Origin of the sequence: Oryzifoliimicrobium ureilyticum (genome assembly GCF_037199735.1) — a bacterium.
GTDB classification, from domain to species: Bacteria; Pseudomonadota; Alphaproteobacteria; order Rhizobiales; family Rhizobiaceae; genus Rhizobium; species Rhizobium ureilyticus.
The window spans coordinates 20490-42554 of sequence record NZ_JBBBVQ010000027.1 but is presented as its reverse complement, the minus strand read 5'-3'; the positions used below and the strand labels follow the sequence as shown (position 1 = coordinate 42554).

Below are 22065 nucleotides of genomic sequence, written 5' to 3'. Positions count from 1 at the left end.
CAGATAATTAGGTGGTAATATGAGCCATGCAATTATAGCATTGCTGCATAGGCCTTTCTTCCCTATGGTACGCGCCAATCGAAAGACCGACAACTTACAGGGAGGGTTGAATGGCGCCGCGCAAAAACGCAGCTCTTTCCAGCCGTAAAACAGCCGGTAAAAGCACCGGAAAGCCTACGAATGGTGGTGCAATCGCTGATTTCGATCGCGATACCGAGCTAAAAGCCTATCGTGAAATGCTTCTCATTCGCCGTTTCGAAGAAAAGGCCGGCCAGCTTTATGGCATGGGCTTCATCGGCGGCTTCTGTCACCTTTACATCGGCCAGGAGGCTGTCGTCGTCGGCATGCAAATGGCTTTGAAGGATGGCGACCAGGTCATCACCGGCTATCGTGATCACGGCCACATGCTTGCAACCGGCATGACGGCACGCGGTGTTATGGCGGAGCTGACGGGGCGTCGCGGCGGCTATTCCAAGGGGAAGGGCGGCTCGATGCACATGTTCTCGAAGGAAAAGAACTTCTATGGCGGCCACGGCATTGTTGGCGCCCAGGTTTCCCTCGGAACAGGCCTTGCCTTCGCAAACCGCTATCGCGGTAATGATGCGGTGTCGCTCGCCTATTTCGGCGACGGAGCCGCCAATCAGGGGCAGGTCTACGAAAGCTTCAATATGGCTCAGCTGTGGAAGCTGCCGGTCATCTACGTCATCGAAAACAATCGCTACGCCATGGGTACGTCAACGGCGCGCGCTACGGCACAGGGCGACTTTTCGCAGCGCGGCGCGTCCTTCGGTATTCCCGGCATGCAGGTTGATGGGATGGATGTTCGTGCCGTCAAGGCAGCCGCTGACGAGGCGGTCGCTTATTGCCGGGCCGGCAAGGGGCCGATGATTCTTGAGATGCTGACCTATCGCTATCGCGGTCACTCCATGTCCGACCCAGCGAAGTATCGCACGAAGGATGAAGTGCAGAAAATGCGCTCGGAGCATGATCCGATCGAGCAGGTCCGCCTTCGTCTCGTTGAGAAAGGCTGGGCTTCCGAAGACGATCTGAAGTCCATCGATAAGGATGTGCGCGACATCGTTGCCGACAGCGCCGATTTTGCACAGTCCGATCCGGAGCCGGATCTATCCGAGCTCTACACAGACATTCTGCTCTAATCGGGGAGGGAAACAATGCCAGTAGATATCCTTATGCCCGCCCTCTCTCCGACGATGGAAGAAGGTACGCTTTCCAAGTGGCTGAAGAAGGAAGGTGACAAGGTCACCTCCGGCGACATTATTGCCGAAATCGAGACCGACAAGGCGACCATGGAAGTGGAAGCCGTCGATGAAGGCGTTATCGGCAAGCTGCTCGTTCCGGCCGGCACTGAAAACGTCAAGGTAAATGCGAAGATCGCTGTCCTCCTGCAGGACGGCGAAAGCATGGATGATGTTTCCGCCTCGAAGGAAGCAGCGCCTGATGACAATGCGTCGAGTTCTTCTGCACCAAAAATTCCTGAAGGCGAACGTCCAACGGAAGCAAAGTCTGCCAGCGCGCCGGTAGCAGCTGCGCCAAAGGTCGATGTTGCCTCTGATCCCGATATTCCATCGGGAACTGAAATGGTCTCGACGACCGTTCGCGAAGCGCTTCGCGATGCCATGGCCGAAGAAATGCGCCGAGACGAAACGGTATTCGTCATGGGCGAGGAAGTTGCGGAATATCAGGGCGCCTACAAAGTAACGCAGGGGCTCCTTCAGGAGTTCGGCGCTCGCCGCGTTGTCGATACGCCGATCACCGAGCATGGCTTTGCCGGACTTGGTGTCGGTGCTGCGATGGCTGGTCTGCGTCCAATCGTCGAATTCATGACCTTCAACTTCGCAATGCAGGCGATCGATCAGATTATCAACTCGGCTGCCAAGACGCTCTATATGTCCGGCGGGCAGATGGGTGCACCAATGGTATTCCGTGGTCCGAACGGTGCAGCTGCCCGCGTGGCGGCTCAGCACAGTCAGGATTATGCGGCATGGTATAGCAGCATCCCCGGTCTGAAGGTTGTGATGCCTTACACGGCGGCAGACGCCAAAGGTCTTCTCAAGGCGGCAATTCGCGATCCGAACCCGGTCATCTTTCTTGAAAACGAGATCTTGTACGGTCAGCACTTCGATGTGCCGAAGCTCGACGACTTCGTTCTGCCGATCGGTAAGGCTCGAATCCACCGTAAGGGCAAGGATGTGACGCTTGTATCCTTTGGCATCGGGATGACCTATGCGACCAAGGCGGCGGCTGAACTTGAGAGTGCTGGTATCGATGTTGAAGTGATCGATCTACGCACGATTCGTCCCATGGATCTGCCGACGGTGATCGAGTCCGTGAAGAAGACGGGTCGTCTCGTGACCGTTGAGGAGGGATATCCTCAGTCATCGGTCGGTGACTTCATCGCAAACCGTGTTCAGCAGGAAGCGTTCGATTATCTTGACGCGCCGATCATTACGATCGCTGGGAAAGATGTGCCGATGCCCTATGCGGCGAACCTCGAAAAGCTCGCTCTGCCGAATGTCGGCGAAGTTGTCCAGGCGGTCAAAGCCGTCTGCTACAAGTAATCTGAGGGAGGCTTTCGATGCCTATTAACATCACGATGCCTGCCCTGTCTCCGACGATGGAGGAAGGCACGCTTTCCAAGTGGTTGGTTAAGGAAGGTGATGCCGTCAAGTCTGGCGACGTCATCGCTGAAATCGAAACCGATAAGGCGACCATGGAAGTGGAAGCCGTCGATGAAGGCACTGTCGCGCAGATTTTGGTGGCCGCTGGCACCGAAGGCGTCAAGGTCAATGCGGTGATTGCCGTACTGGCTGGCGAGGGCGAAGATGTGTCCGCTGCTTCCAAGGCAAGCCAAGAGGCCGCGCCAGCAGCCTCGAAGTCAAGTGAACGAGCCGAGCAAAACATTAAAGCCGACGATGTCGTAACAGGCGAAGCTGCAAATTCGCAGCAGAGAGTGGCGGAGGAAAAGGCGGCCTCTGCGCCTGCAGCCGCGACCAAATCGGCATCGACGCCGTCTGGCGATCGTGTGTTTTCGTCACCGCTTGCACGTCGTCTTGCAAAGGAAGCAGGTCTCGACCTGTCGTCGGTAAAGGGAACCGGACCGCACGGGCGTATCGTTAAGAGCGACGTGGAAGCTGCCGCTGCTGGTGGTGCAAAATCACCCGCTGCCCCTGCTGCACAGGCCGGCGCGACAGCTCCCGCATCGTCTCTCGCCAAGCCCGCATCGGACGATGCGGTTCTGAAACTGTTCGACGAAGGCTCTTACGAGCTCGTGCCGCATGACAACATGCGCAAGACGATTGCTCGTCGACTGGTCGAGTCGAAGCAGACGATCCCGCACTTCTACGTCAGCGTCGATTGCAACCTCGATGCGCTTCTGGCACTTCGCAGCCAGCTGAACGACGCAGCACCGAAGTCGAAAGACGGTGCTCCGGCATACAAGCTCTCCGTCAATGACATGGTCATCAAGGCCATGGCGCTGGCTTTGCGTGACGTGCCGGACGCTAATGTTTCCTGGACGGAAAGCGCTATGGTGCGGCATAAGCACGCCGATGTTGGCGTCGCAGTCTCAATTCCTGGTGGCTTGATTACCCCGATCGTGCGAAAGGCCGAGCAGAAGACCCTTTCCGTTATCTCGAACGAGATGAAGGATTTGGGTAAGCGCGCCAAAGAGCGCAAGCTCAAGCCCGAGGAGTACCAGGGCGGTACGACATCGGTGTCCAATATGGGCATGATGGGTGTGAAGCAGTTTGCTGCCGTGATCAATCCGCCGCATGCGACGATTTTGGCTGTTGGTGCTGGTGAGCAACGTCCCATCGTCAAGAACGGCGAGTTGGCGGTGGCCACGGTCATGACTGTGACATTGTCAACGGATCATCGCTGCGTTGATGGTGCTTTGGGTGCAGAACTGATTGCTGCCTTCAAGGGTTACATCGAAAATCCGATGGGCATGCTGGTCTAAAATGGAGAAGGGGTGGGGAATGCCTCACGCGTTCCCCAAACTTCCCGAAGCGGAGGCTGAGACCGATATGACGAAGACGATCCTTTGCTACGGCGATTCGCTGACATGGGGTTACGATGCCGTCACAATCGGTCGACATCCCTTCGAAGATCGATGGCCGAGTGTTTTGCAGGAGGCTCTTACTGGCGAAGCGCGCGTCATTGCCGAGGGCTTGAACGGAAGGACAACGGCATTCGACGATCACCTTGCAGATTGTGATCGAAATGGCGCAAGGGTCCTGCCAACGATCCTCCAGACCCATGCGCCTGTCGATCTCGTCATTCTGCTTCTCGGCACAAATGACATGAAGCCGGTTGTTTGCGGTTCTGCTTTTGCCGCATGCCAGGGCATTGCGCGCCTTGTCCGTTTGATCCGCAGCCATGCTTGGCCGTTCGATTTCGACGTTCCGGACATTTTGATTGTTTCCCCACCGGCGATCTGCGCCACTGCAAATGCAGCCTTTGCGGCAGCCTTTCCTGGCGGAATTGAAGAATCGCGGAAGCTTCCAACGCTTTATCGCGATCTGGCTGACGAACTTGGGTGTGGTTTCTTCGACGCCAATTCGGTGGCTAAGACGACGCCGATCGATGGCATCCATCTCGATGCGGCCAATACGCGCGCCTTGGGCCAGGGGCTGGAACCAGTCGCGCGTATGATGTTGGGGATTTAAGATGTCCGGCTTCGTCACGTTGCGCGCTGCCTCGCGTGACGATGCCGCAGAGCTTGCCATCCTTTGCGATATCGCCGCGCATGGGTTGACAAGCTTCATCTGGCTGGCGGATGCCCGTCGCGAGGGTTTCGATACTCCGATGGAGTGCGGACGGATGCGGATGCGTCTTGATCACGCCAGAGGTGGTTGGCGGAGCGCTGTGGTTGCCGAAGCTTACGGCGAGGTAGCAGGCGTAGCGGTTGGATATCAGCTGGACGAAAATCTGGATGACGTCTCGCTTTCACATCCATCGCTCTTGCCGGTCATGGAATTGCAAAAGATGGCGGCGGCGCACTGGTTCATTGCGAGCCTCGGCGTCTACCATCATATGCGCGGTATCGGAATTGGAAGGCGTCTTTTGGATGATCAGATCCAGAAAGCGGGAACAAGGCCGGTCAGCCTGGTGACTGCGAGCGACAATGATGTCGCCCTGAGGCTGTATCGGGAAAGAGGTTTTTCGGAACGGGCGCGACGTGATGCCGCCCGGCTTTTCGAAACGAGTAAAGATTACGCCTGGGTCTTGTTGACTCGGCAAGAGAAAGAACAAAGGCAGGAAACGCATGGCTGAATCCTACGACGTCATCATCATTGGTTCTGGTCCGGGTGGCTATGTTGCTGCCATTAGAGCAGCGCAGTTAGGCCTCAAGACAGCCGTGGTGGAGCGCGAACATTTGGGCGGCATTTGCCTGAACTGGGGCTGCATTCCGACCAAGGCCTTGCTTCGTTCTGCTGACGTCCTGGATAATGCCAATCATATGAAGGATTACGGTCTTGTGCTCGAGGGCACTGTCAAGCCGGATGCGAAGGCGGTCGTTGCACGTTCACGCGCCGTCTCACAGCGCCTGAATATGGGTGTTGGCTTCCTCATGAAGAAAAACAAGATCGACGTGATCTGGGGTGAAGCGAAAGTCACCAAATCCCCTAAAGCGGGTGCGCCTGGCGAAATTGTAGTAGGTAAGTCCAGCAAGCCGGTCGTCCAGCCTCAACCGCCGCAACCTAAAAATGCGCTTGGGGAAGGCACTTACAAGGCAAAGCATATTGTTGTCGCAACTGGCGCACGCCCGCGTGCATTGCCTGGGATCGAGCCCGACGGCAAGCTGATTTGGACGTATTTTGAAGCCATGAAGCCGGAGGCTCTGCCAAAATCGCTACTCGTCATGGGCTCCGGTGCGATCGGGATCGAATTTGCAAGCTTCTATCGCTCGATGGGCGTCGATGTAACTGTGGTCGAGGTCATGCCGACAATCATGCCGGTCGAAGATGCCGAGATCTCCGGCATTGCGCGCAAGCAGCTTGAAAAGCGTGGTCTGAAGATCATGACCAAAGCGAAGATCAGCAAGGTTGAAAAAGGCTCCGACAGCGTCACCGCGCATGTGGAAACCGAAGACGGTAAAGTTCAGAAGATCACGGCCGATCGGATGATTTCTGCCGTTGGCGTGCAGGGCAATATCGAAAATCTCGGGCTTGAAGCACTGGGTGTAAAGACCGACCGCGGCTGCGTCGTCGCGGACGGGTACGGCAGGAGCAGTGTCGATGGCATTTACGCCATTGGCGACGTTGCAGGGCCACCGATGCTTGCGCACAAAGCCGAGCACGAAGGGGTTATCTGCGTCGAAAAAATTGCAGGCGTGCCGAACGTACATGCCATCGACAAGAGCAAAGTGCCTGGATGCACCTATTGCAATCCGCAGGTGGCATCGATTGGCCTGACCGAGGCGAAAGCCAAGGAAATGGGCCGCGACATACGTGTCGGACGCTTCCCATTTTCCGCGAACGGCAAAGCCATCGCACTTGGCGAGGATCAAGGTCTCTGCAAGGTCATCTTCGATAAGAAGACCGGAGAACTGATTGGCGCGCATCTGGTTGGTGCTGAAGTCACAGAGCTGATCCAAGGCTTCGTCGTTGCTATGAACCTTGAAACCACCGAAGAAGAACTGATGCATACGATCTTCCCGCATCCGACAGTGTCGGAAACGATGAAGGAAGCCGTTCTCGATGCTTATGGCCGCGTATTGAACGCTTGATAATCGTCCTGGCCGCTCTTCATTCACAAGTGGAAAACAGGAAAGGAAATCCATACATGGAAACGCAGGCACTAGTCGTCTTTCTGCTTATCGGCCTCGTGGCCGGCTTTCTGGCAAGCCTTGTCGTTGGAGGCGGCGGATTGATCCGGTGCCTGCTGTCGGGCGTCATCGGTGCCTTTGTCGGAGGGTTTCTCTTCAGGGCGCTCGGCATTTCGCTCGGGATAGACAATGCGCTGATCGTGCAGATCATCCATGCAACGGTGGGCGCTATCATCGTCGTTCTGATTGCACGAGCGATTGCTTAGCGCTCAGGGTCACGCTAACGACAGTTGAAAATGCGGTGGATTTTGAAGATCTGCTGAAATCACTCTTAGAAAGGCTGAGCCGGATTGACTTGCTCAGCCTTCAAAACGAAACGAAAGTCGTCGGATATGCCGACGCGGCTGCAGGGTGCGGCGAAAGGCTGATGGGCAATGGTTACCATTCTCGACACGATCAATCCGGATGCAAAGCGGGTACGCCATCCCGAAAAGGCGCATCGTCCAGATACGGAAGTTCTGCGTAAGCCAGATTGGATCCGCGTCAAGGCGCCGACGTCGAAGGGCTATGCAGAGACACGCGCAATCGTCCGCGAGCATAAGCTTGTTACCGTTTGTGAAGAGGCTGGCTGCCCGAACATTGGCGAGTGCTGGGACAAGAAGCACGCGACCTTCATGATCATGGGTGAGATCTGCACGCGCGCCTGCGCCTTCTGCAATGTATCGACCGGACGCCCCAATGCCCTTGATATGGCCGAACCAGAAAATGTGGCGCGGGCAGTGAAGGAGATGGGATTGACCCATGTGGTCATTACCTCCGTCGACCGCGACGATCTTGATGACGGCGGTGCCGAGCATTTTGAAAAGGTCATCTGGGCTATCCGCGCAGCATCACCATCCACGACCATTGAAATTCTGACACCAGACTTCTTACGCAAGCCAGGTGCACTTGAACGCGTGGTGGCCGCCAAGCCCGATGTGTTCAACCACAATCTTGAGACGGTGGCATCGAACTATCTGACGGTACGTCCAGGCGCTCGCTACTTCCATTCGATCCGGCTTCTGCAACAGGTAAAGGAACTCGACCCTTCGATCTTCACGAAGTCGGGCATCATGGTCGGTTTGGGCGAAGAACGAAATGAAGTGTTGCAATTGATGGACGATCTCAGAACAGCTGATGTCGACTTCCTGACCATCGGGCAATACCTGCAGCCGACCCGCAAGCACCACAAAGTCGAACGTTTTGTGACGCCTGAAGAATTCAAATCCTACGAGACAGTCGCTTACACCAAGGGTTTTTTGATGGTATCGGCCAGTCCCTTGACACGTTCATCTCATCACGCAGGCGACGACTTTGCGCGCTTGCGCGCTGCGCGTGAAAAGAAGCTCCTGACTGAACAGCTTGCCTTGACAGCCTGAAATTTGTGATATGGAAAACGGGCGCGCTTGAATCCTTCCCGGATACACCGCGCTTGTTTTTGAACATGTGCAGCGCCTTGAGGGAGGGGACAGTGACCTCATTACAGGCGGCCGCTCGGATGTTGAAAAACGCTGAGCGCGTCATGGTGATCGGCTGTTCAGGTGGTGGCAAGACCACGCTGTCAATGCGTCTATCTGATTTGCTTGCGCTCCCTTATATCTCGATGGACCGGGAGTTCTTCTGGCTTTCCGGCTGGCAAAAGCGAGGCAAGGCCGAAGAGCTTTCTCTCATTGCGCGCGCCGTCGGTCGCGAACGCTGGCTGATGGACGGAAACGGACCGTCGAGCTTCCACCTCAGGTTACCGAGAGCTGATCTTGTCATCTGGGTGAGGATGTCGCGTTTAGTTTGTGTTAAAGGCGCCCTTTTAAGAGCCATAACCCATCTTGGCCGGACACGGCAGGAAATGGCGCCAGGATGCAAAGAGCGAATCGATTTCGAATTTCTTCGTTTCATCTGGAACTTCGAGCGCAGGTCCGTCCCGGTCGTCGAGCAGAAGCTTGCGGAATTCGGCGGCCATGTTCCGGTTTTTCAGGTAAAAAGCCGAGACGAAATGAAGCAGCTCCTTGATCTTGTCGCGACATGATCTTAACTGCCGATCATGCCGCAATTTCAAACTCAACGCACCGTCGCGCATTCCCCCGATCAGATGTTCGAGCTTGTCGCTGACGTGGAACGATATCCAGAGTTCCTACCGCTTTGTGACGCCCTCACGATCCGCAGCCGTAAGGAGCGGGATGGCAAGACACTGCTCGTGGCCGATATGACCGTCGGCTATAAGGCGATCCGTGAGACCTTCACGACGCAGGTTCTTCTCAACAAAGCCGAACATGCCATCGATGTGAAATACATCGACGGACCCTTTCGCTACCTGGATAATCGCTGGCGATTTACGCCGGGCGATAACGGGGGATGTGTCGTCGATTTCTTTATCGATTATGAGTTCAAGAGTCGCATATTGGGTGCTGTCATGGGCTCGATGTTTGATCGAGCGTTTCGCATGTTCACCGACGCGTTCGAAACGCGCGCCAACAAGATTTACGCATGATATAGCGCTGACACCGTGAGGCCGGTGTCTTTTAGGCTAAATCCAAGATCATGTCCAAAGCGGTTGCGACTGTCGCCATTCTGACCTTATCGCGGCCGATATCGCCATAAAGCATTTCTCTATGGGCGAGGCGCCCGTCTTGCGACGCAACTGCAAGATGAACAAGCCCAACGGGCTTTTCGGCAGAGCCGCCACCCGGGCCGGCTATTCCGGTGACTGCGATTGCGATCTGCGCTTTTGAGTGGGAAAGTGCGCCTTTTGCCATTTCACAGGCGGTCTGCTCCGACACGGCTCCGAAACGTTTTAGCGTCTCAGCCTGCACCCCCAGCATGTCCATTTTCGCGTCGTTGCTGTAGGTCACGAAACCACGGTCAACCACGGCCGAGGATCCTGAAACCTCGGTCAGCGCAGCGGCAATAAGGCCTCCGGTGCAGGATTCGGCGGTAGCCGTCATCATTTCCTTTTTGATGAGGAGGCGGATCACCCATTCCGCTTTGTCGATGACTTCCTGTGGGAAGAGGTTCATAGCGATGTCCTTTCGTAAACCACAGTCGCCGTCGCAATTGCTGCGATGCCTTCCCGTCGACCGATAAATCCAATTTTTTCATTGGTGGTTGCTTTGACGGAGCAGCGCTCAAGGCTGATTCCAAGAAACTTCGATAGTTTCTGGCGCATTGCTTCCCGATGCGGCCCGACTTTCGGTGCTTCTGCAATCAGCGACACGTCTGCATTCATGATTGTTCCGCCATGGCCGCGAACGATCGAAGCTGCGTGCTCGATGAAAATACGGGATGCGGCGCCCTTCCACTGCGGATCGGATGGCGGGAAGTGATCGCCAATATCGCCGGCGCCACAGGTCGCCAGCAATGCGTCGGTCAAGGCGTGCAATGCCACGTCCGCATCAGAGTGACCTTTAAGCTTTTGATCGTGAGGAATGAAGATTCCGCACAACGTCACGCCGTCGCCAGGTTCAAGCTGGTGAACATCATATCCGTTCCCGGTGCGCACGTCGGGCAGCGCATTCGTAAAACGCTGTTGCGCCATGTTGATATCCTCTGGAAGAGTGAGTTTCACATTGCCGACAGAGCCTTCGACCATCTTGACTTTTATCCCTTTCCATTCCGCAATCGACGCGTCATCCGTGAAGGCAAAGAGCCCGCTGATGGCCGCTTCTTCATGGCATCGAAGGATTGTGTCGAGGCTGAAGGCCTGCGGCGTTTGCGCGGCGAAAAGCCCGCTTCGCGATATGGTTTCGTCGACGATGCCGCTTTCATGCGAGCGCTTGAGCGTGTCCGCAACAGGAACGGTTGGCAGCACGGCTTGCTCACCCCGTTCTAAAGCAGCTGCGAGGCGATTAAGAAGAGCATGATCAAAAAAAGGTCGAACAGCGTCGTGGATCAAAACATGCTCTATGCCTTTTTCCTTGAAATAACGAAGACCCGCCAAAACCGACTCTTGTCGCGTTTTTCCGCCGTGGATCTTTGCGACAGGCCAAGTCCCGCTAGTCTGAGCTACCGCGTCGGCAAACAGTTGCTCGTCGTCGGGGTGGATAACGCAGAGAAGAGCGGGATGCGCTGGCCATGTCATGAAATGTTCGAGCGTGCGCGTTATGACCGCCTTGCCACCCAAAGAGCGATACTGTTTAGGACCGTTTTCGGGATTGCCAGCTCTTTCTCCGCGGCCGGCAGCAACCACGACAACACCAATGGATAAAGGTTGCTTTAAATGCATAGGCAGAATAAATCCCTCGCGTGCCGAAAAGGAGCTGTTCGGCAGTTCAACCAAATATCGCTAATATATCCGGCTGTTGAAAGCTCTAACTGTTGCTTTCCTGGGCGGTTTAGCGGCTCGAGACATGCCTTTCCAGTATTTGCCTATAAAATGTCAATTCTAGCATTGCCCTCTTGGCAAAGAGGTTGAGTTATGGCTAAAAATAATGCATTCGCAGCGTGTGCCCGAAAGATAATCAGTTGACCCAGGTGGATCTCGCCTCATCTCTCGCCGTCGGACCGCAATTGCTGCGAAACCGTGTTGTTCTGGCTCCCATGTCAGGCGTAACAGATATGCCCTTCCGGCAATTGGCATGGAAGTTTGGAGCTGGATTAGTGGTAACGGAAATGGTGGCAAGCCGCGAGCTTGTCGCCAACACCGCCGAATCATGGTCTCGCCTGAAGGGCGCGGGTTTCCGACCACATATGGTTCAATTGGCCGGTCGAGATCCCAGCTGGATGGCGCAAGCCGCGAAGATCTCCCGTGACAACGGAGCGGACATCATTGACATCAACATGGGATGCCCGGCCAAAAAGGTCATCGGTGGCTATGCAGGATCGGCTTTGATGCGCGAGCCTGACCATGCCCTGCGCATCATCGAAGCTACGGTTGCTGCTGTTGATGTTCCCGTTACGGTCAAGATGCGGCTTGGGTGGGATGAAAACTCCATCAATGCACCCATGATGGCCAAGCGTGCACAGGATGCTGGCGTTCGGATGATCACAGTGCACGGGCGCACGCGCATGCAGTTTTATGAAGGGCGGGCGGATTGGGACGCCATCAAAGCGGTCCGAGAGTCCATTACCATCCCACTTGTCGCCAACGGCGATGTTGAGACTGTCGATGATGCACATGAGATCCTCTCAAGATCTGGTGCCGATGCCGTGATGATCGGCCGATCCAGTCAAGGCAGGCCATGGCATGCAGGCGTGATTGCAGGTGCTGCAGAGCCTTCCGGGCCAGAAATCGCCAAGATCGCCGTCGAGCATTATCGGATGATGATCGATTTTTATGGAGAGCACGTGGGCGTTCGCCACGCGCGGAAACATCTTGCTTGGTACCTGGAGCGTTTTGCTCCAAGTCTTTGTGCCATCGAACGCAGTTCAATTCTCACCGCCAAGAATGCCGCAGAAGTAACCGCACGGTTTTCGGATGCCATGGACAGCGGCTTGAAGCGCTTTGGTACGCTGGAGGCGGCATGACAAATCAGAACGAAACCGGTTTGGAGATCGGCAATGCCATGGCCATGTCGGTTCTGAATGCTATTCAAAACCCTGTGGTGATGGTCGATGAAGAAGGATATGTGGCCTTTGCGAACTGGGAGGCGGAATCGTTCTTCGGAGCTAGCGCTTCGCATTTGGCCCGGCACAAGATTGCGAGCTTGATTCCGTTTGGGAGCCCGCTTCTAGCGCTGATCGACCAAGTGCGTGAGCGCCGGGCGGCCGTCAACGAATATCGCGTCGATCTGTCTTCCCCACGCCTCGGTCAGGAAAAGCTCGTCGATATCTACGTTGCTCCCGTTATCAATACGACGGGTTCCGTTGTGATCGTGATCCAAGAGCGATCCATGGCGGACAAGATCGACCGGCAATTGACACATCGTGCTGCGGCACGCTCGGTGACGGGCCTTGCCGCAATGCTGGCTCATGAAATCAAAAATCCTCTCTCGGGTATTCGAGGCGCCGCTCAGCTTTTGGAGCAATCCGCCGTCGATGAAGACCGTGCCCTGACGCGGTTGATCTGCGACGAGACGGACAGGATCGTATCGCTCGTTGACCGAATGGAAGTTTTCTCCGACGAGCGGCCTGTCGACCGCACGCCTGTGAATATTCATTCCGTGCTCGACCACGTGAAAGCGGTCGCCAAGGCCGGCTTTGCACGCCATATCAGGATTGGCGAAAACTACGATCCTTCACTGCCGGCGGTTTATGCAAACCGCGACCAGCTGGTTCAGGTTTTCCTTAATCTGGTCAAGAATGCTGCGGAAGCCATTGGCGAAAGAAGCGATGGGGAGATCCTTCTCACCACGGCTTATCGTCCCGGTATGCGGCTTTCGATCGCCGGCACGCGAGAAAAGATCTCGCTGCCGTTGGAGTTCTGCGTTCAGGACAACGGCCCCGGCGTTCCCGCGGATATTCTTCCGCATCTTTTCGACCCTTTTATCACGACCAAGACCAATGGCAGCGGCCTTGGTCTTGCGCTCGTTGCGAAGATCATCGGCGATCACGGCGGCATAATCGAATGCGACAGCCAATCGAACCGCACTACATTTCGTGTTCTCATGCCTGCTTCCAAGGATGCGTCCAGTGAAGATGCGTCTATCAATCCCACAGGAAAGACCATATGACAGCCACGATCCTCGTTGCGGATGACGATGCGGCTATCCGCACCGTGCTCAACCAGGCACTCAGCCGCGCCGGCTATGATGTGCGTATCACCTCTAACGCGGCCACCCTATGGCGTTGGGTTTCTGCGGGTGAGGGCGACCTGGTGGTGACCGATGTCGTGATGCCTGATGAAAATGCGTTCGATCTTCTGCCGAGAATAAAGAAGGCCCGTCCGGATCTGCCAGTTTTGGTCATGAGCGCTCAGAACACGTTCATGACCGCAATCAAAGCCTCGGAGAAGGGCGCTTATGATTACCTGCCGAAACCGTTCGACCTGACTGAGCTCATCGGCATTATCGGCCGCGCGCTCGCCGAACCGAAAAAGAAGGCTGCGCGGCTCGATGATGACATGCAAGACGGCATGCCGCTTGTCGGCCGATCGGCCGCCATGCAGGAAATTTATCGCGTGCTCGCGCGCCTCATGCAAACCGATCTGACCCTGATGATCACGGGCGAGTCTGGCACCGGCAAAGAACTGGTAGCGCGTGCCTTGCATGACTACGGCAAGCGGCGCAACGGCCCGTTCGTGGCGATCAATATGGCGGCCATTCCACGCGATCTTATCGAATCGGAGCTGTTCGGACACGAGAAGGGCGCTTTCACGGGCGCGCAGACGCGCTCTACCGGTCGGTTCGAGCAGGCCGAAGGTGGAACGCTGTTCCTGGATGAAATCGGCGATATGCCGATGGACGCTCAAACGCGCCTGCTTCGTGTTCTTCAACAGGGCGAATATACCACCGTCGGCGGCCGCACGCCGATCCGCACGGATGTTCGCATCGTTGCTGCCACCAACAAGGACTTGAAGCAAGCCATTAATCAGGGTCTTTTCCGTGAAGATCTTTATTACCGCTTGAACGTCGTGCCGCTGCGCCTACCGCCTTTGCGCGATCGCGCCGAAGACATTCCAGATCTCGTTCGCCATTTTGTTCAACAGGCGGAAAAAGAAGGTCTTGGCACGAAGCGTTTCGATCACGATGCGCTCGACGTGATGAAGTCCTATGCCTGGCCTGGCAACGTTCGCGAACTTGAAAATGTCGTACGAAGGTTGATGGCGCTATATCCCCAGGATGTCATCACACGCGAAATCATTGATGCTGAATTGAGATCGGACGTTCCCGACAGTCCGATCGAAAAAGGCCCGATGCGCACGGGAACGATGTCCATTTCACAAGCGGTGGAAGAAAACATGCGAACCTACTTCGCAAGCTTCGGTGATAATCTGCCACCGCCGGGGCTCTATGACCGTGTCCTGACGGAAATGGAATATCCTCTGATTCTCGCAGCTTTGACCGCTACACGCGGCAACCAGATCAAGGCGGCGGATCTCCTCGGTCTCAACCGCAATACCCTGCGGAAAAAGATCCGGGAACTTGGCGTGTCGGTGTATCGCAGTTCGCGAAATGCTTGACATCCGCATCGTGGCCGTTGCATTTTCGCCACAATGCACCGCATAAGCTCGCGCAAGGGAGTCGCATTGTCGTTGGTCGCGGACGCTGCACGTCTGCGGCCGATTTGTTTTTACCCCGACGACTTTGTGCCGGCCGGATTGAGGGGTTGAATGTTATTCGCGCGAAAGACGGACCGCGTCGTCGAGTTGGAGCGATCTGCTTATCCTGAGGATGAGTCTGTCGTCACGGTGACGGAGCGTTCCGCACTTTTTGTCGTTGGCGTTATCATCGCGATTGCCGCGTTGATCTGCGCCACGGTGACTCTCGTCATTCTTCTCGGTCTCACGAGCGTCGCACCGACACCCGATGTTATCGAGACGATGGCGGTGATCAACACGCCGTTTGTCGTTGCGTTGCTGGCGCTTGTCGGACACGAGGTTTGGCGGCTGTTGAAGGCCCGGCGGCGCGGTCGTGCCGCAGCCAGACTGCATATTCGCATCGTCGGTTTCTTTTCGATCGTTGCCATCACGCCCGCTGTCGTCGTCGCTGTCCTGGCCGGATTTTCTCTCAATGTCGGCCTTGATCACTGGTTTGCGACGCGCACTCAGGAAATCATCAGTTCCTCCACCAACATCGCTCGAGCGTACATCAAGGAAAATGCCAGCTATCTGATGGGGCAGACGATCCAGATGGCGAGCGACTTGGAGCGAAATCGCGCTCTGTTCAGTCTCGACCGAACTGGATTCGAGGAGCTTATGACGCGTCAGGCTCGCGGACGAGGGCTGCTCGGCGCGTTCCTTGTCGAAAGCAACGGCTCGACCATTGCGCAAGCCGACGTCAAGACAGATAAACCTTTGCCGGCCATTCCCAAGGATGCTCTTGAAAGGGCTGCTGCTGGTCAGCCGAACCTCAGCCAGCCGGGCGACTCGAACCTTGTGGCTGCGATCATCAAACTGAACGGCATCCCAGGCAGCTTTCTCTATACCGTGCGCCCCGTCGATCCCAACGTGTTGAGCACGATGGCCTTGATGGAGCAGAATTCCGATCAGTACAGGTCGATGGAGGCCGGCCGGCTTCCGCTTCGTATTGCGTTGGCCCTCGTATACTTGGGGTTCACGCTTGTCGTTCTTCTTGCCGCTATCTGGGCGGCCATCGCTCTTGCAGACCGCATCGTCCGCCCGATCCGCGTTCTCATTACGGCCGCCGACCAGGTTGCGTCAGGAAACATGAACGTGCTCGTGCCCGTCCACTCGGTCGATGGCGACGTCGGTCGTCTCTCCCGAACGTTCAACAAGATGATTTCGGAAATTCGCACGCAGCGTGATGTCATCCTGGAAGCCAAAGACGAGGTAGACGTTCGTCGTCGTTTTATCGAGGCAGTTCTTTCAGGCGTTTCGGCATCGGTAATCGGCGTCGACACAGACCGTCGCATCACCATAGCGAACAGTTCGACTGAGGCTCTGCTTGGTATGTATCACGATGCGATGTTGGGCAAACAGCTGTCCGAGATCGCGCCGGAGATCGATCATGTTCTGAGCGAGGCGGTAAGCCGTCATCGCGGCGAATTCCGCAAGGAAATTGCCCTGATGCGCAACGGCACTGTCAAAACCTTGAGCGTTCAGGTGACCCGGGAAAATACGCGCGACGCACGCGAATCCTATGTGGTCACGCTCGACGATATTACCGATCTCGTCATTGCCCAGCGATCCACGGCCTGGGGCGACGTTGCAAGACGTATTGCGCACGAAATCAAGAACCCGCTGACGCCAATTCAGCTTTCTGCAGAGCGCATACAGCGCCGCTACGGCAAGCAGATCGATCCCTCCGATCGCAGTGTTTTTGATCAATGCACGGAAACAATCATCCGCCAGGTTGGCGATATCGGCCGCATGGTTGATGAATTCTCTGCATTTGCGCGCATGCCAAAGCCTACCAAGGAAAAAAGCGACCTCAGACAAATCCTGCGCGACGCGATGTTCCTACGCGAAATGGGTAATTCTCACGTCAACTTCATTCAGGAACTTGGAGACAAACCTCTCGAAGGGTCTTTCGATGCTCGCATGTTGGGACAGGCCTTTGGCAATCTCATCAAAAATGCCGTTGAAGCGATCGAAGCTGTGCCGAGTGAGGAACGTGAAGAGCGCAAGGTCAAGATCCACGCAGTGTTCGATGAGGCGCGGGATCGGTTCACGGTCGACGTCATTGACAATGGCCGAGGGCTGCCCGTGGAAAATCGCCACAGCATACTGGAGCCTTATATGACGATGCGCGAGAAGGGCACGGGACTGGGCCTGGCGATCGTCAAGAAGATTATTGAAGAACATGGCGGGCAGCTTGAACTGCACGATGCGCCAGCTGATTTCGACCGAGGCAACGGCGCGATGATCCGCGTGCATCTGCCTCGTCTTGAAATGCTTCCGGCTGCCCCAGCCTATAATGACAGGGAAAGTGTACATGGCCTCTGATATTCTTGTCGTCGATGATGAGCATGACATTCGCGAAATCGTTTCCGGCATTCTTTCGGACGAAGGCCACGAAACGCGAACCGCTCATGATAGCGACAGCGCATTGGCAGCAATCTCCGATCGCGTTCCCAAGCTGATCTTTCTCGATATCTGGATGCAGGGCAGCAAGCTGGACGGCTTGTCGCTGCTTGACGAAATCAAGGCCAGACATGCCGATGTGCCTGTTGTCATGATTTCCGGCCATGGAAATATCGAGACGGCCGTATCCGCGATAAAGCGTGGCGCGTTCGATTTCATCGAAAAGCCATTTAAGGCCGACCGTTTGATCTTGATTGCAGAACGCGCTCTCGAGACATCGAAGTTGAAGCGCGAGGTGACCGAACTGAAGCGCAAGGCAGGCGATCCCGTCGAGCTGATAGGAACGTCCGTCGCGGTATCTCAACTTCGCCAGACAATCGAAAAAGTGGCTCCGACGAACAGCCGCGTGATGATTTTAGGCGCATCCGGCACCGGCAAAGAGCTTGTCGCGCGGATGATTCATAAGAAGTCGACACGCGCCCACGGACCTTTCGTTGCGCTCAATGCTGCCAATATCACGCCAGACCGCATGGAAGTTGCGCTCTTTGGCACAGAAGGCTCGCCAGGCCAGGCACGCAAGATCGGGGCGCTTGAGGAGGCCCATCGTGGCATACTCTACCTTGATGAGGTGGGTGAAATGCCGCGTGAAACGCAGAACAAGATCCTGCGCGTACTGGTCGATCAGCAATTCGAACGCGTGGGCGGTTCCAAGCGCGTCAAGGTGGACGTTCGCATTCTGTCTTCCACCGCTTACAATCTGGAAAGCAGAATAGCCGAGGGCTGGTTCCGCGAGGACCTCTTTCACAGGCTTGCGGTGGTTCCTGTCCGCGTTCCGCCGCTTTCGGAACGTCGTGAAGATATTCCGTTTCTGGTCGATCAGTTGATGCGTCAAATTTCTGAACAGGCCGGCATTCGTCCGCGCCGGATCGGCGACGATGCCATGGCGGTCCTGCAAGCGCATGATTGGCCAGGCAATATCCGACAACTGAGGAATAACATCGAGCGGCTCATGATCGTGGCACGCTCGGACAGTCCAGATACGCCGATCACAGCGGAAATGTTGCCCACCGATATTGGCGACATGCTGCCGAAGGTATCGGCGAAGAACGATTACCACATCATGACTTTGCCGTTGCGCGAGGCTCGTGAGATGTTTGAAAAAGACTACCTCGTCGCCCAGATCAATCGTTTCGGCGGCAATATTTCCCGCACAGCCGAATTTGTCGGCATGGAGCGCTCTGCATTGCATCGGAAGCTGAAGTCGCTGGGTGTTTAAACGCCGCTAAGCTGGGCGCTCCTCGTGGCTATGATGGTGCCGCTCATGATGCAGATCTTCCTAGCTCGCTTTTCCTGAGCGTTAGTGTGGCACGCAGCCAGCTTGCAGGCGGCTAGTACAGGGGTACTAACGTCGCGGCGTTCGCTGATGTTCATCCTATGTCCCGAAACGCAGGCGATTTTGGATTTGTCCTTTGTCATCTAATTTCCGCCTGATCTTGGTCAGTAACCTTGCCGTTTTCCACATTGCGGAGAACAACTTGATTTGATACCAAACCTGTCTGGGCGAAGGGGGACATGCTTTCGTCTTGAGGAGAATCCCATTCACCGGCAGAAGGCCGGCAATAAAGAAAGAAGCGGCGCTATGGCGGAACGTTCTCAGAACCTGCAAGACCTATTTCTCAATACAGTTCGCAAACAGAAAATTTCCCTGACGATTTTTCTCATCAACGGCGTCAAGCTGACCGGCGTTGTGACATCCTTCGACAATTTTTGCGTGCTCCTGCGACGTGACGGACATTCGCAGCTAGTGTATAAGCACGCGATTTCGACCATCATGCCGGGACAGCCGATGCAGATGTTCGAAACCGAAGAGAACGCATCCTAACGGGATTAGACGTCATATCGACTCGCGATACAAAAAACGAATCACTTGTTCCCGAAGCGACTAAACTTCGCGACGACATGAGAGCCACCGTGATCGTGCCTGTCCTCAAGCAGGCACGAGCGCGCGGTTCGCAAGACGGATCTATAACAACGAGCCGTCCTCCTGAGAGCCGGTTGGAAGAGGCCGTAGGTCTCGCGCAGGCAATCGATCTTGAGGTAGTGAGCGGCCTTACTGTTCCGGTTGGCGATCCTCGCCCGGCGACATTGATCGGCACTGGTAAGATCGAGGAAATCAAGTCTCTTCTCGATGAGAAGGACTCAGGTTTGGTGATCGTCGATCATCCGCTGACGCCTGTTCAGCAGCGCAATCTCGAAAAGGAATGGAATGCAAAGGTCATAGACCGAACCGGTCTGATCCTTGAAATTTTCGGGCGTCGTGCGTCGACGAAAGAAGGAGCGCTTCAGGTTGATCTGGCGCATCTGAACTATCAGAAGGGCCGTCTTGTGCGCAGTTGGACCCACCTTGAACGCCAGCGCGGCGGCGGTGGTTTCATGGGGGGCCCGGGTGAAACCCAGATCGAAGCCGACCGTCGGCTCCTGCAGGACAGAATTGTGCGGTTGGAGCGTGAACTGGAGCAGGTCGTTCGTACCCGGCAGTTGCACCGCGCCAAACGCAAGAAGGTGCCGCATCCTATTGTCGCGCTTGTGGGATACACCAACGCGGGTAAGTCGACGCTGTTCAATCGCATCACCGGCGCGGGCGTGTTAGCTGAGGACATGCTTTTCGCCACGCTTGATCCGACATTGCGTCGTATGAAGCTGCCGCACGGCAGAACCGTAATCCTGTCAGATACCGTCGGTTTCATCTCCGACCTGCCAACCCATCTCGTAGCGGCTTTTCGCGCGACTCTGGAAGAGGTTCTTGAAGCCGATCTGATCTTGCATGTCCGCGACATGTCTGATCCTGATCACCAGGCACAAAGCAGCGATGTCATGCGCATTTTGTCTGACCTTGGAATTGATGAGGCGGAAGCCGCTCGGCGCATCGTTGAAGTCTGGAACAAGATCGACCGACTTGAGCCTGAAAATCATGACGCCATCAGACACAAGGCGTTGACCGCCGAAAACGTTGTCGCTGTATCGGCCGTCACGGGTGAGGGCGTCGATGATCTGATGGACGAGATCAGCCGGCGCCTGTCGGGCGTTCTCGTCGAGACCGTGATCACTTTGCCTGTCGACAAGCTTGCTTTGCTTCCGTGGCTTTACGGCCACTCGGTCATTGAAAGCCGCGACGATAATGAAGACGGTAGTGTCACGCTTGAGATTAAGATCGCGGAATCTGAGGCTGAAGAATTAGAGCGGAAGCTTGGACAAGGTCCAAAGCCTGTGAAGGAAGATTGGGAAACCTGATGCGTTCCATGCTCAAAGCGACCGGTTTGAGCATGGCACACGGAAACCAAGACCTGTGGCTGAGTGGTAATACCCAGAGAGTGCGATCCGCTTTTGGCCGTCATAGAGCCAAGAAGACTTAAATCAAGCGCCACCTGCTTTAGTGTCGGATCAGGTATCGCGGTAACCTAACTTTAGTTTTGATGGGTGTCCGTTAGTCCGATTCGCCGAAGCGGATCAAGAAGTTCGCCTGTTACCAGATGGCTGACAAGCTGCCTGACGCCCGGCAAAGCCGTCACAGGGCCGATAGCGATGTCTCGCATAAATGGAAGAAGGCGGCTGTCCGACTGATAAAATGGAGTGAGCAAGAGGCTGAGCATCTGGTAAAGCGTGATGTGAGGCCGGCGCTGCGCCAGATGCGCTGCGAGTGCATCGGCAATGGAAGCCTCCCGCTTCAAAGCAAGAATAAGCGACATCGCGTCCAGAAGCGCCATGTTCGCGCCTTGTCCGAGCTGAGGACTTGTCGCGTGCCAGGCATCTCCGATTTTTATCGCGTGCTGGCCCAGGGTGGCTGAGCGTGTGTGATGGCGGTAGTGTGCATGAACAGGTTCGGCACTTTCAGCAAATTGGGCTGCCTCGGGCCAGATCTCGGAGACTTCTTCAATCCAGCGTGTGCGGCCGTCAGCGCACCACCTCTGGAAATCGCGGTTGCGTAAGCTCCAGAAGAACGTTGCCTTCGGCGGAGCGCCATCGGCCACGGTTCCGACTGGCAGAACCCCGGCCATACGGCTCGCGCGCTGATAGCGCTGCTCAAGATGTTCGGGATGAAAAGGTCCGCCTTCCGGCCAGGCAACAGTCGCCCATAAGGCCCCGTAGTTCAATTCGGTGCGCCCAGATGCGCCAACTGTTGAGCTGGCGCCCATGGCGTCGATAACCAAATCGGCAGGCGGCAGCGCTACTCCTGCCGCACTTAACAAGCGAGGTTTTGTCTGAGGTTCGATGGCAGTAATGCGAGAGGATGTTTCGAATTGCACACCGCATCTCACAGCTTCGGAAAACAGAAGGTTGAAGAGAGCGGCTCGTTGAACGGCCAGACCGTGCCTGCCTTTGTCGTAGCTGATCGATAGGACGGTACGCTTGGACTTCGACAGCCGGCCATACATATTGGTGATCCTGGCGCCGCGCTCTTGAATATGTTTTTTCAGCCCCATGGCGGCGAGAACCGCAAGGCCCGTGGGCTGCAGCACGAAGCCGGAACCGACTGGCTTGGGTGCGGTCATCTGATCATAGACGACGACTTTCGCATTCTCTTTGGCGAGTAGGATGCTGAGGGCGAGACCGCCGATACCTGCGCCAGCAATCGCGACCTCAAGGGTTGAACATTTCATCAGGA

20 protein-coding genes are annotated in these 22065 nt (G+C 55.9%); 17 read left to right on the top strand and 3 right to left on the bottom strand.

Annotated features, from left to right (window positions below):
* Positions 1–110 precede the first annotated feature (110 nt).
* The 10 genes from pdhA (at position 111) to VQ830_RS25470 (ending at position 9314) form a co-directional block, all read left to right on the top strand.
* On the top strand, positions 111–1157 hold the full coding sequence (gene pdhA, locus VQ830_RS25515) for a pyruvate dehydrogenase (acetyl-transferring) E1 component subunit alpha (RefSeq protein WP_337270973.1): 1047 nt from the start codon (positions 111–113) through the stop codon (positions 1155–1157).
* Between the two features lie 15 nt (positions 1158–1172).
* Positions 1173–2579: a pyruvate dehydrogenase complex E1 component subunit beta gene (locus tag VQ830_RS25510; protein ID WP_337270972.1), complete on the top strand. Its 1407-nt coding sequence runs from the start codon at positions 1173–1175 to the stop codon at positions 2577–2579.
* A gap of 17 nt (positions 2580–2596) precedes the next feature.
* On the top strand, positions 2597–3979 hold the full coding sequence (locus VQ830_RS25505) for a pyruvate dehydrogenase complex dihydrolipoamide acetyltransferase (protein WP_337270971.1): 1383 nt from the start codon (positions 2597–2599) through the stop codon (positions 3977–3979).
* Between the two features lie 67 nt (positions 3980–4046).
* Complete coding sequence (locus VQ830_RS25500) at positions 4047–4688, top strand: SGNH/GDSL hydrolase family protein (RefSeq protein WP_337270998.1); 642 nt, start codon at positions 4047–4049, stop codon at positions 4686–4688.
* 1 nt (position 4689) lies between these two features.
* On the top strand, positions 4690–5295 hold the full coding sequence (locus VQ830_RS25495; RefSeq protein WP_337270970.1) for a GNAT family N-acetyltransferase: 606 nt from the start codon (positions 4690–4692) through the stop codon (positions 5293–5295).
* Positions 5288–6751 (top strand): dihydrolipoyl dehydrogenase, encoded by a 1464-nt coding sequence (gene lpdA, locus VQ830_RS25490; protein WP_337270969.1) that lies wholly within the window; start codon positions 5288–5290, stop codon positions 6749–6751. Before VQ830_RS25495 ends, lpdA begins: the two co-directional genes overlap by 8 nt.
* Before the next feature lie 56 nt (positions 6752–6807).
* Positions 6808–7056 (top strand): GlsB/YeaQ/YmgE family stress response membrane protein, encoded by a 249-nt coding sequence (locus tag VQ830_RS25485; protein WP_337270968.1) that lies wholly within the window; start codon positions 6808–6810, stop codon positions 7054–7056.
* Between the two features lie 168 nt (positions 7057–7224).
* The gene (lipA, locus tag VQ830_RS25480; protein ID WP_337270967.1) at positions 7225–8208 is read left to right on the top strand and encodes a lipoyl synthase; all 984 of its coding nucleotides are present in this window, start codon (positions 7225–7227) and stop codon (positions 8206–8208) included.
* A 119-nt stretch (positions 8209–8327) separates the two neighbouring features.
* On the top strand, positions 8328–8852 hold the full coding sequence (locus VQ830_RS25475; RefSeq protein ID WP_337270997.1) for a P-loop NTPase family protein: 525 nt from the start codon (positions 8328–8330) through the stop codon (positions 8850–8852).
* Between the two features lie 15 nt (positions 8853–8867).
* Entirely contained in the window at positions 8868–9314 is a 447-nt protein-coding gene (locus VQ830_RS25470) for a type II toxin-antitoxin system RatA family toxin (protein ID WP_337270966.1), read from the top strand.
* Positions 9315–9345: 31 nt separating this feature from the next.
* On the opposite strand, the gene VQ830_RS25465 is transcribed toward VQ830_RS25470, so the two are convergent.
* Entirely contained in the window at positions 9346–9840 is a 495-nt protein-coding gene (locus VQ830_RS25465) for a CinA family protein (protein ID WP_337270965.1), read from the bottom strand.
* Positions 9837–11054 carry a bifunctional 2-C-methyl-D-erythritol 4-phosphate cytidylyltransferase/2-C-methyl-D-erythritol 2,4-cyclodiphosphate synthase gene (locus VQ830_RS25460; RefSeq protein ID WP_337270996.1) on the bottom strand — a complete coding sequence of 406 codons (1218 nt, stop codon included), beginning with the start codon at positions 11052–11054 and terminating at the stop codon, positions 9837–9839. The genes VQ830_RS25465 and VQ830_RS25460 overlap by 4 nt, the downstream gene beginning before the upstream one ends.
* A gap of 209 nt (positions 11055–11263) precedes the next feature.
* On the opposite strand from VQ830_RS25460, the gene dusB reads away from it, so the two are divergent.
* From dusB to hflX, 7 genes are all read left to right on the top strand, one after another.
* On the top strand, positions 11264–12286 hold the full coding sequence (dusB, locus tag VQ830_RS25455; protein ID WP_337270964.1) for a tRNA dihydrouridine synthase DusB: 1023 nt from the start codon (positions 11264–11266) through the stop codon (positions 12284–12286).
* Entirely contained in the window at positions 12283–13431 is a 1149-nt protein-coding gene (locus VQ830_RS25450) for a two-component system sensor histidine kinase NtrB (protein WP_337270963.1), read from the top strand. The genes dusB and VQ830_RS25450 overlap by 4 nt, the downstream gene beginning before the upstream one ends.
* The gene (gene ntrC, locus VQ830_RS25445; protein ID WP_337270962.1) at positions 13428–14879 is read left to right on the top strand and encodes a nitrogen regulation protein NR(I); all 1452 of its coding nucleotides are present in this window, start codon (positions 13428–13430) and stop codon (positions 14877–14879) included. The genes VQ830_RS25450 and ntrC overlap by 4 nt, the downstream gene beginning before the upstream one ends.
* A gap of 150 nt (positions 14880–15029) precedes the next feature.
* Complete coding sequence (locus VQ830_RS25440) at positions 15030–17324, top strand: sensor histidine kinase NtrY-like (RefSeq protein WP_337270961.1); 2295 nt, start codon at positions 15030–15032, stop codon at positions 17322–17324.
* Positions 17314–18678: a nitrogen assimilation response regulator NtrX gene (gene ntrX, locus VQ830_RS25435; protein ID WP_337270960.1), complete on the top strand. Its 1365-nt coding sequence runs from the start codon at positions 17314–17316 to the stop codon at positions 18676–18678. The genes VQ830_RS25440 and ntrX overlap by 11 nt, the downstream gene beginning before the upstream one ends.
* Before the next feature lie 363 nt (positions 18679–19041).
* Complete coding sequence (gene hfq, locus VQ830_RS25430; RefSeq protein WP_105382128.1) at positions 19042–19284, top strand: RNA chaperone Hfq; 243 nt, start codon at positions 19042–19044, stop codon at positions 19282–19284.
* A gap of 77 nt (positions 19285–19361) precedes the next feature.
* Positions 19362–20693 (top strand): GTPase HflX, encoded by a 1332-nt coding sequence (gene hflX, locus VQ830_RS25425; protein ID WP_337270959.1) that lies wholly within the window; start codon positions 19362–19364, stop codon positions 20691–20693.
* A gap of 173 nt (positions 20694–20866) precedes the next feature.
* Here hflX and VQ830_RS25420 read toward each other — a convergent pair whose 3' ends face one another.
* Complete coding sequence (locus tag VQ830_RS25420; RefSeq protein WP_337270958.1) at positions 20867–22060, bottom strand: FAD-dependent oxidoreductase; 1194 nt, start codon at positions 22058–22060, stop codon at positions 20867–20869.
* Positions 22061–22065: the final 5 nt, after the last annotated feature.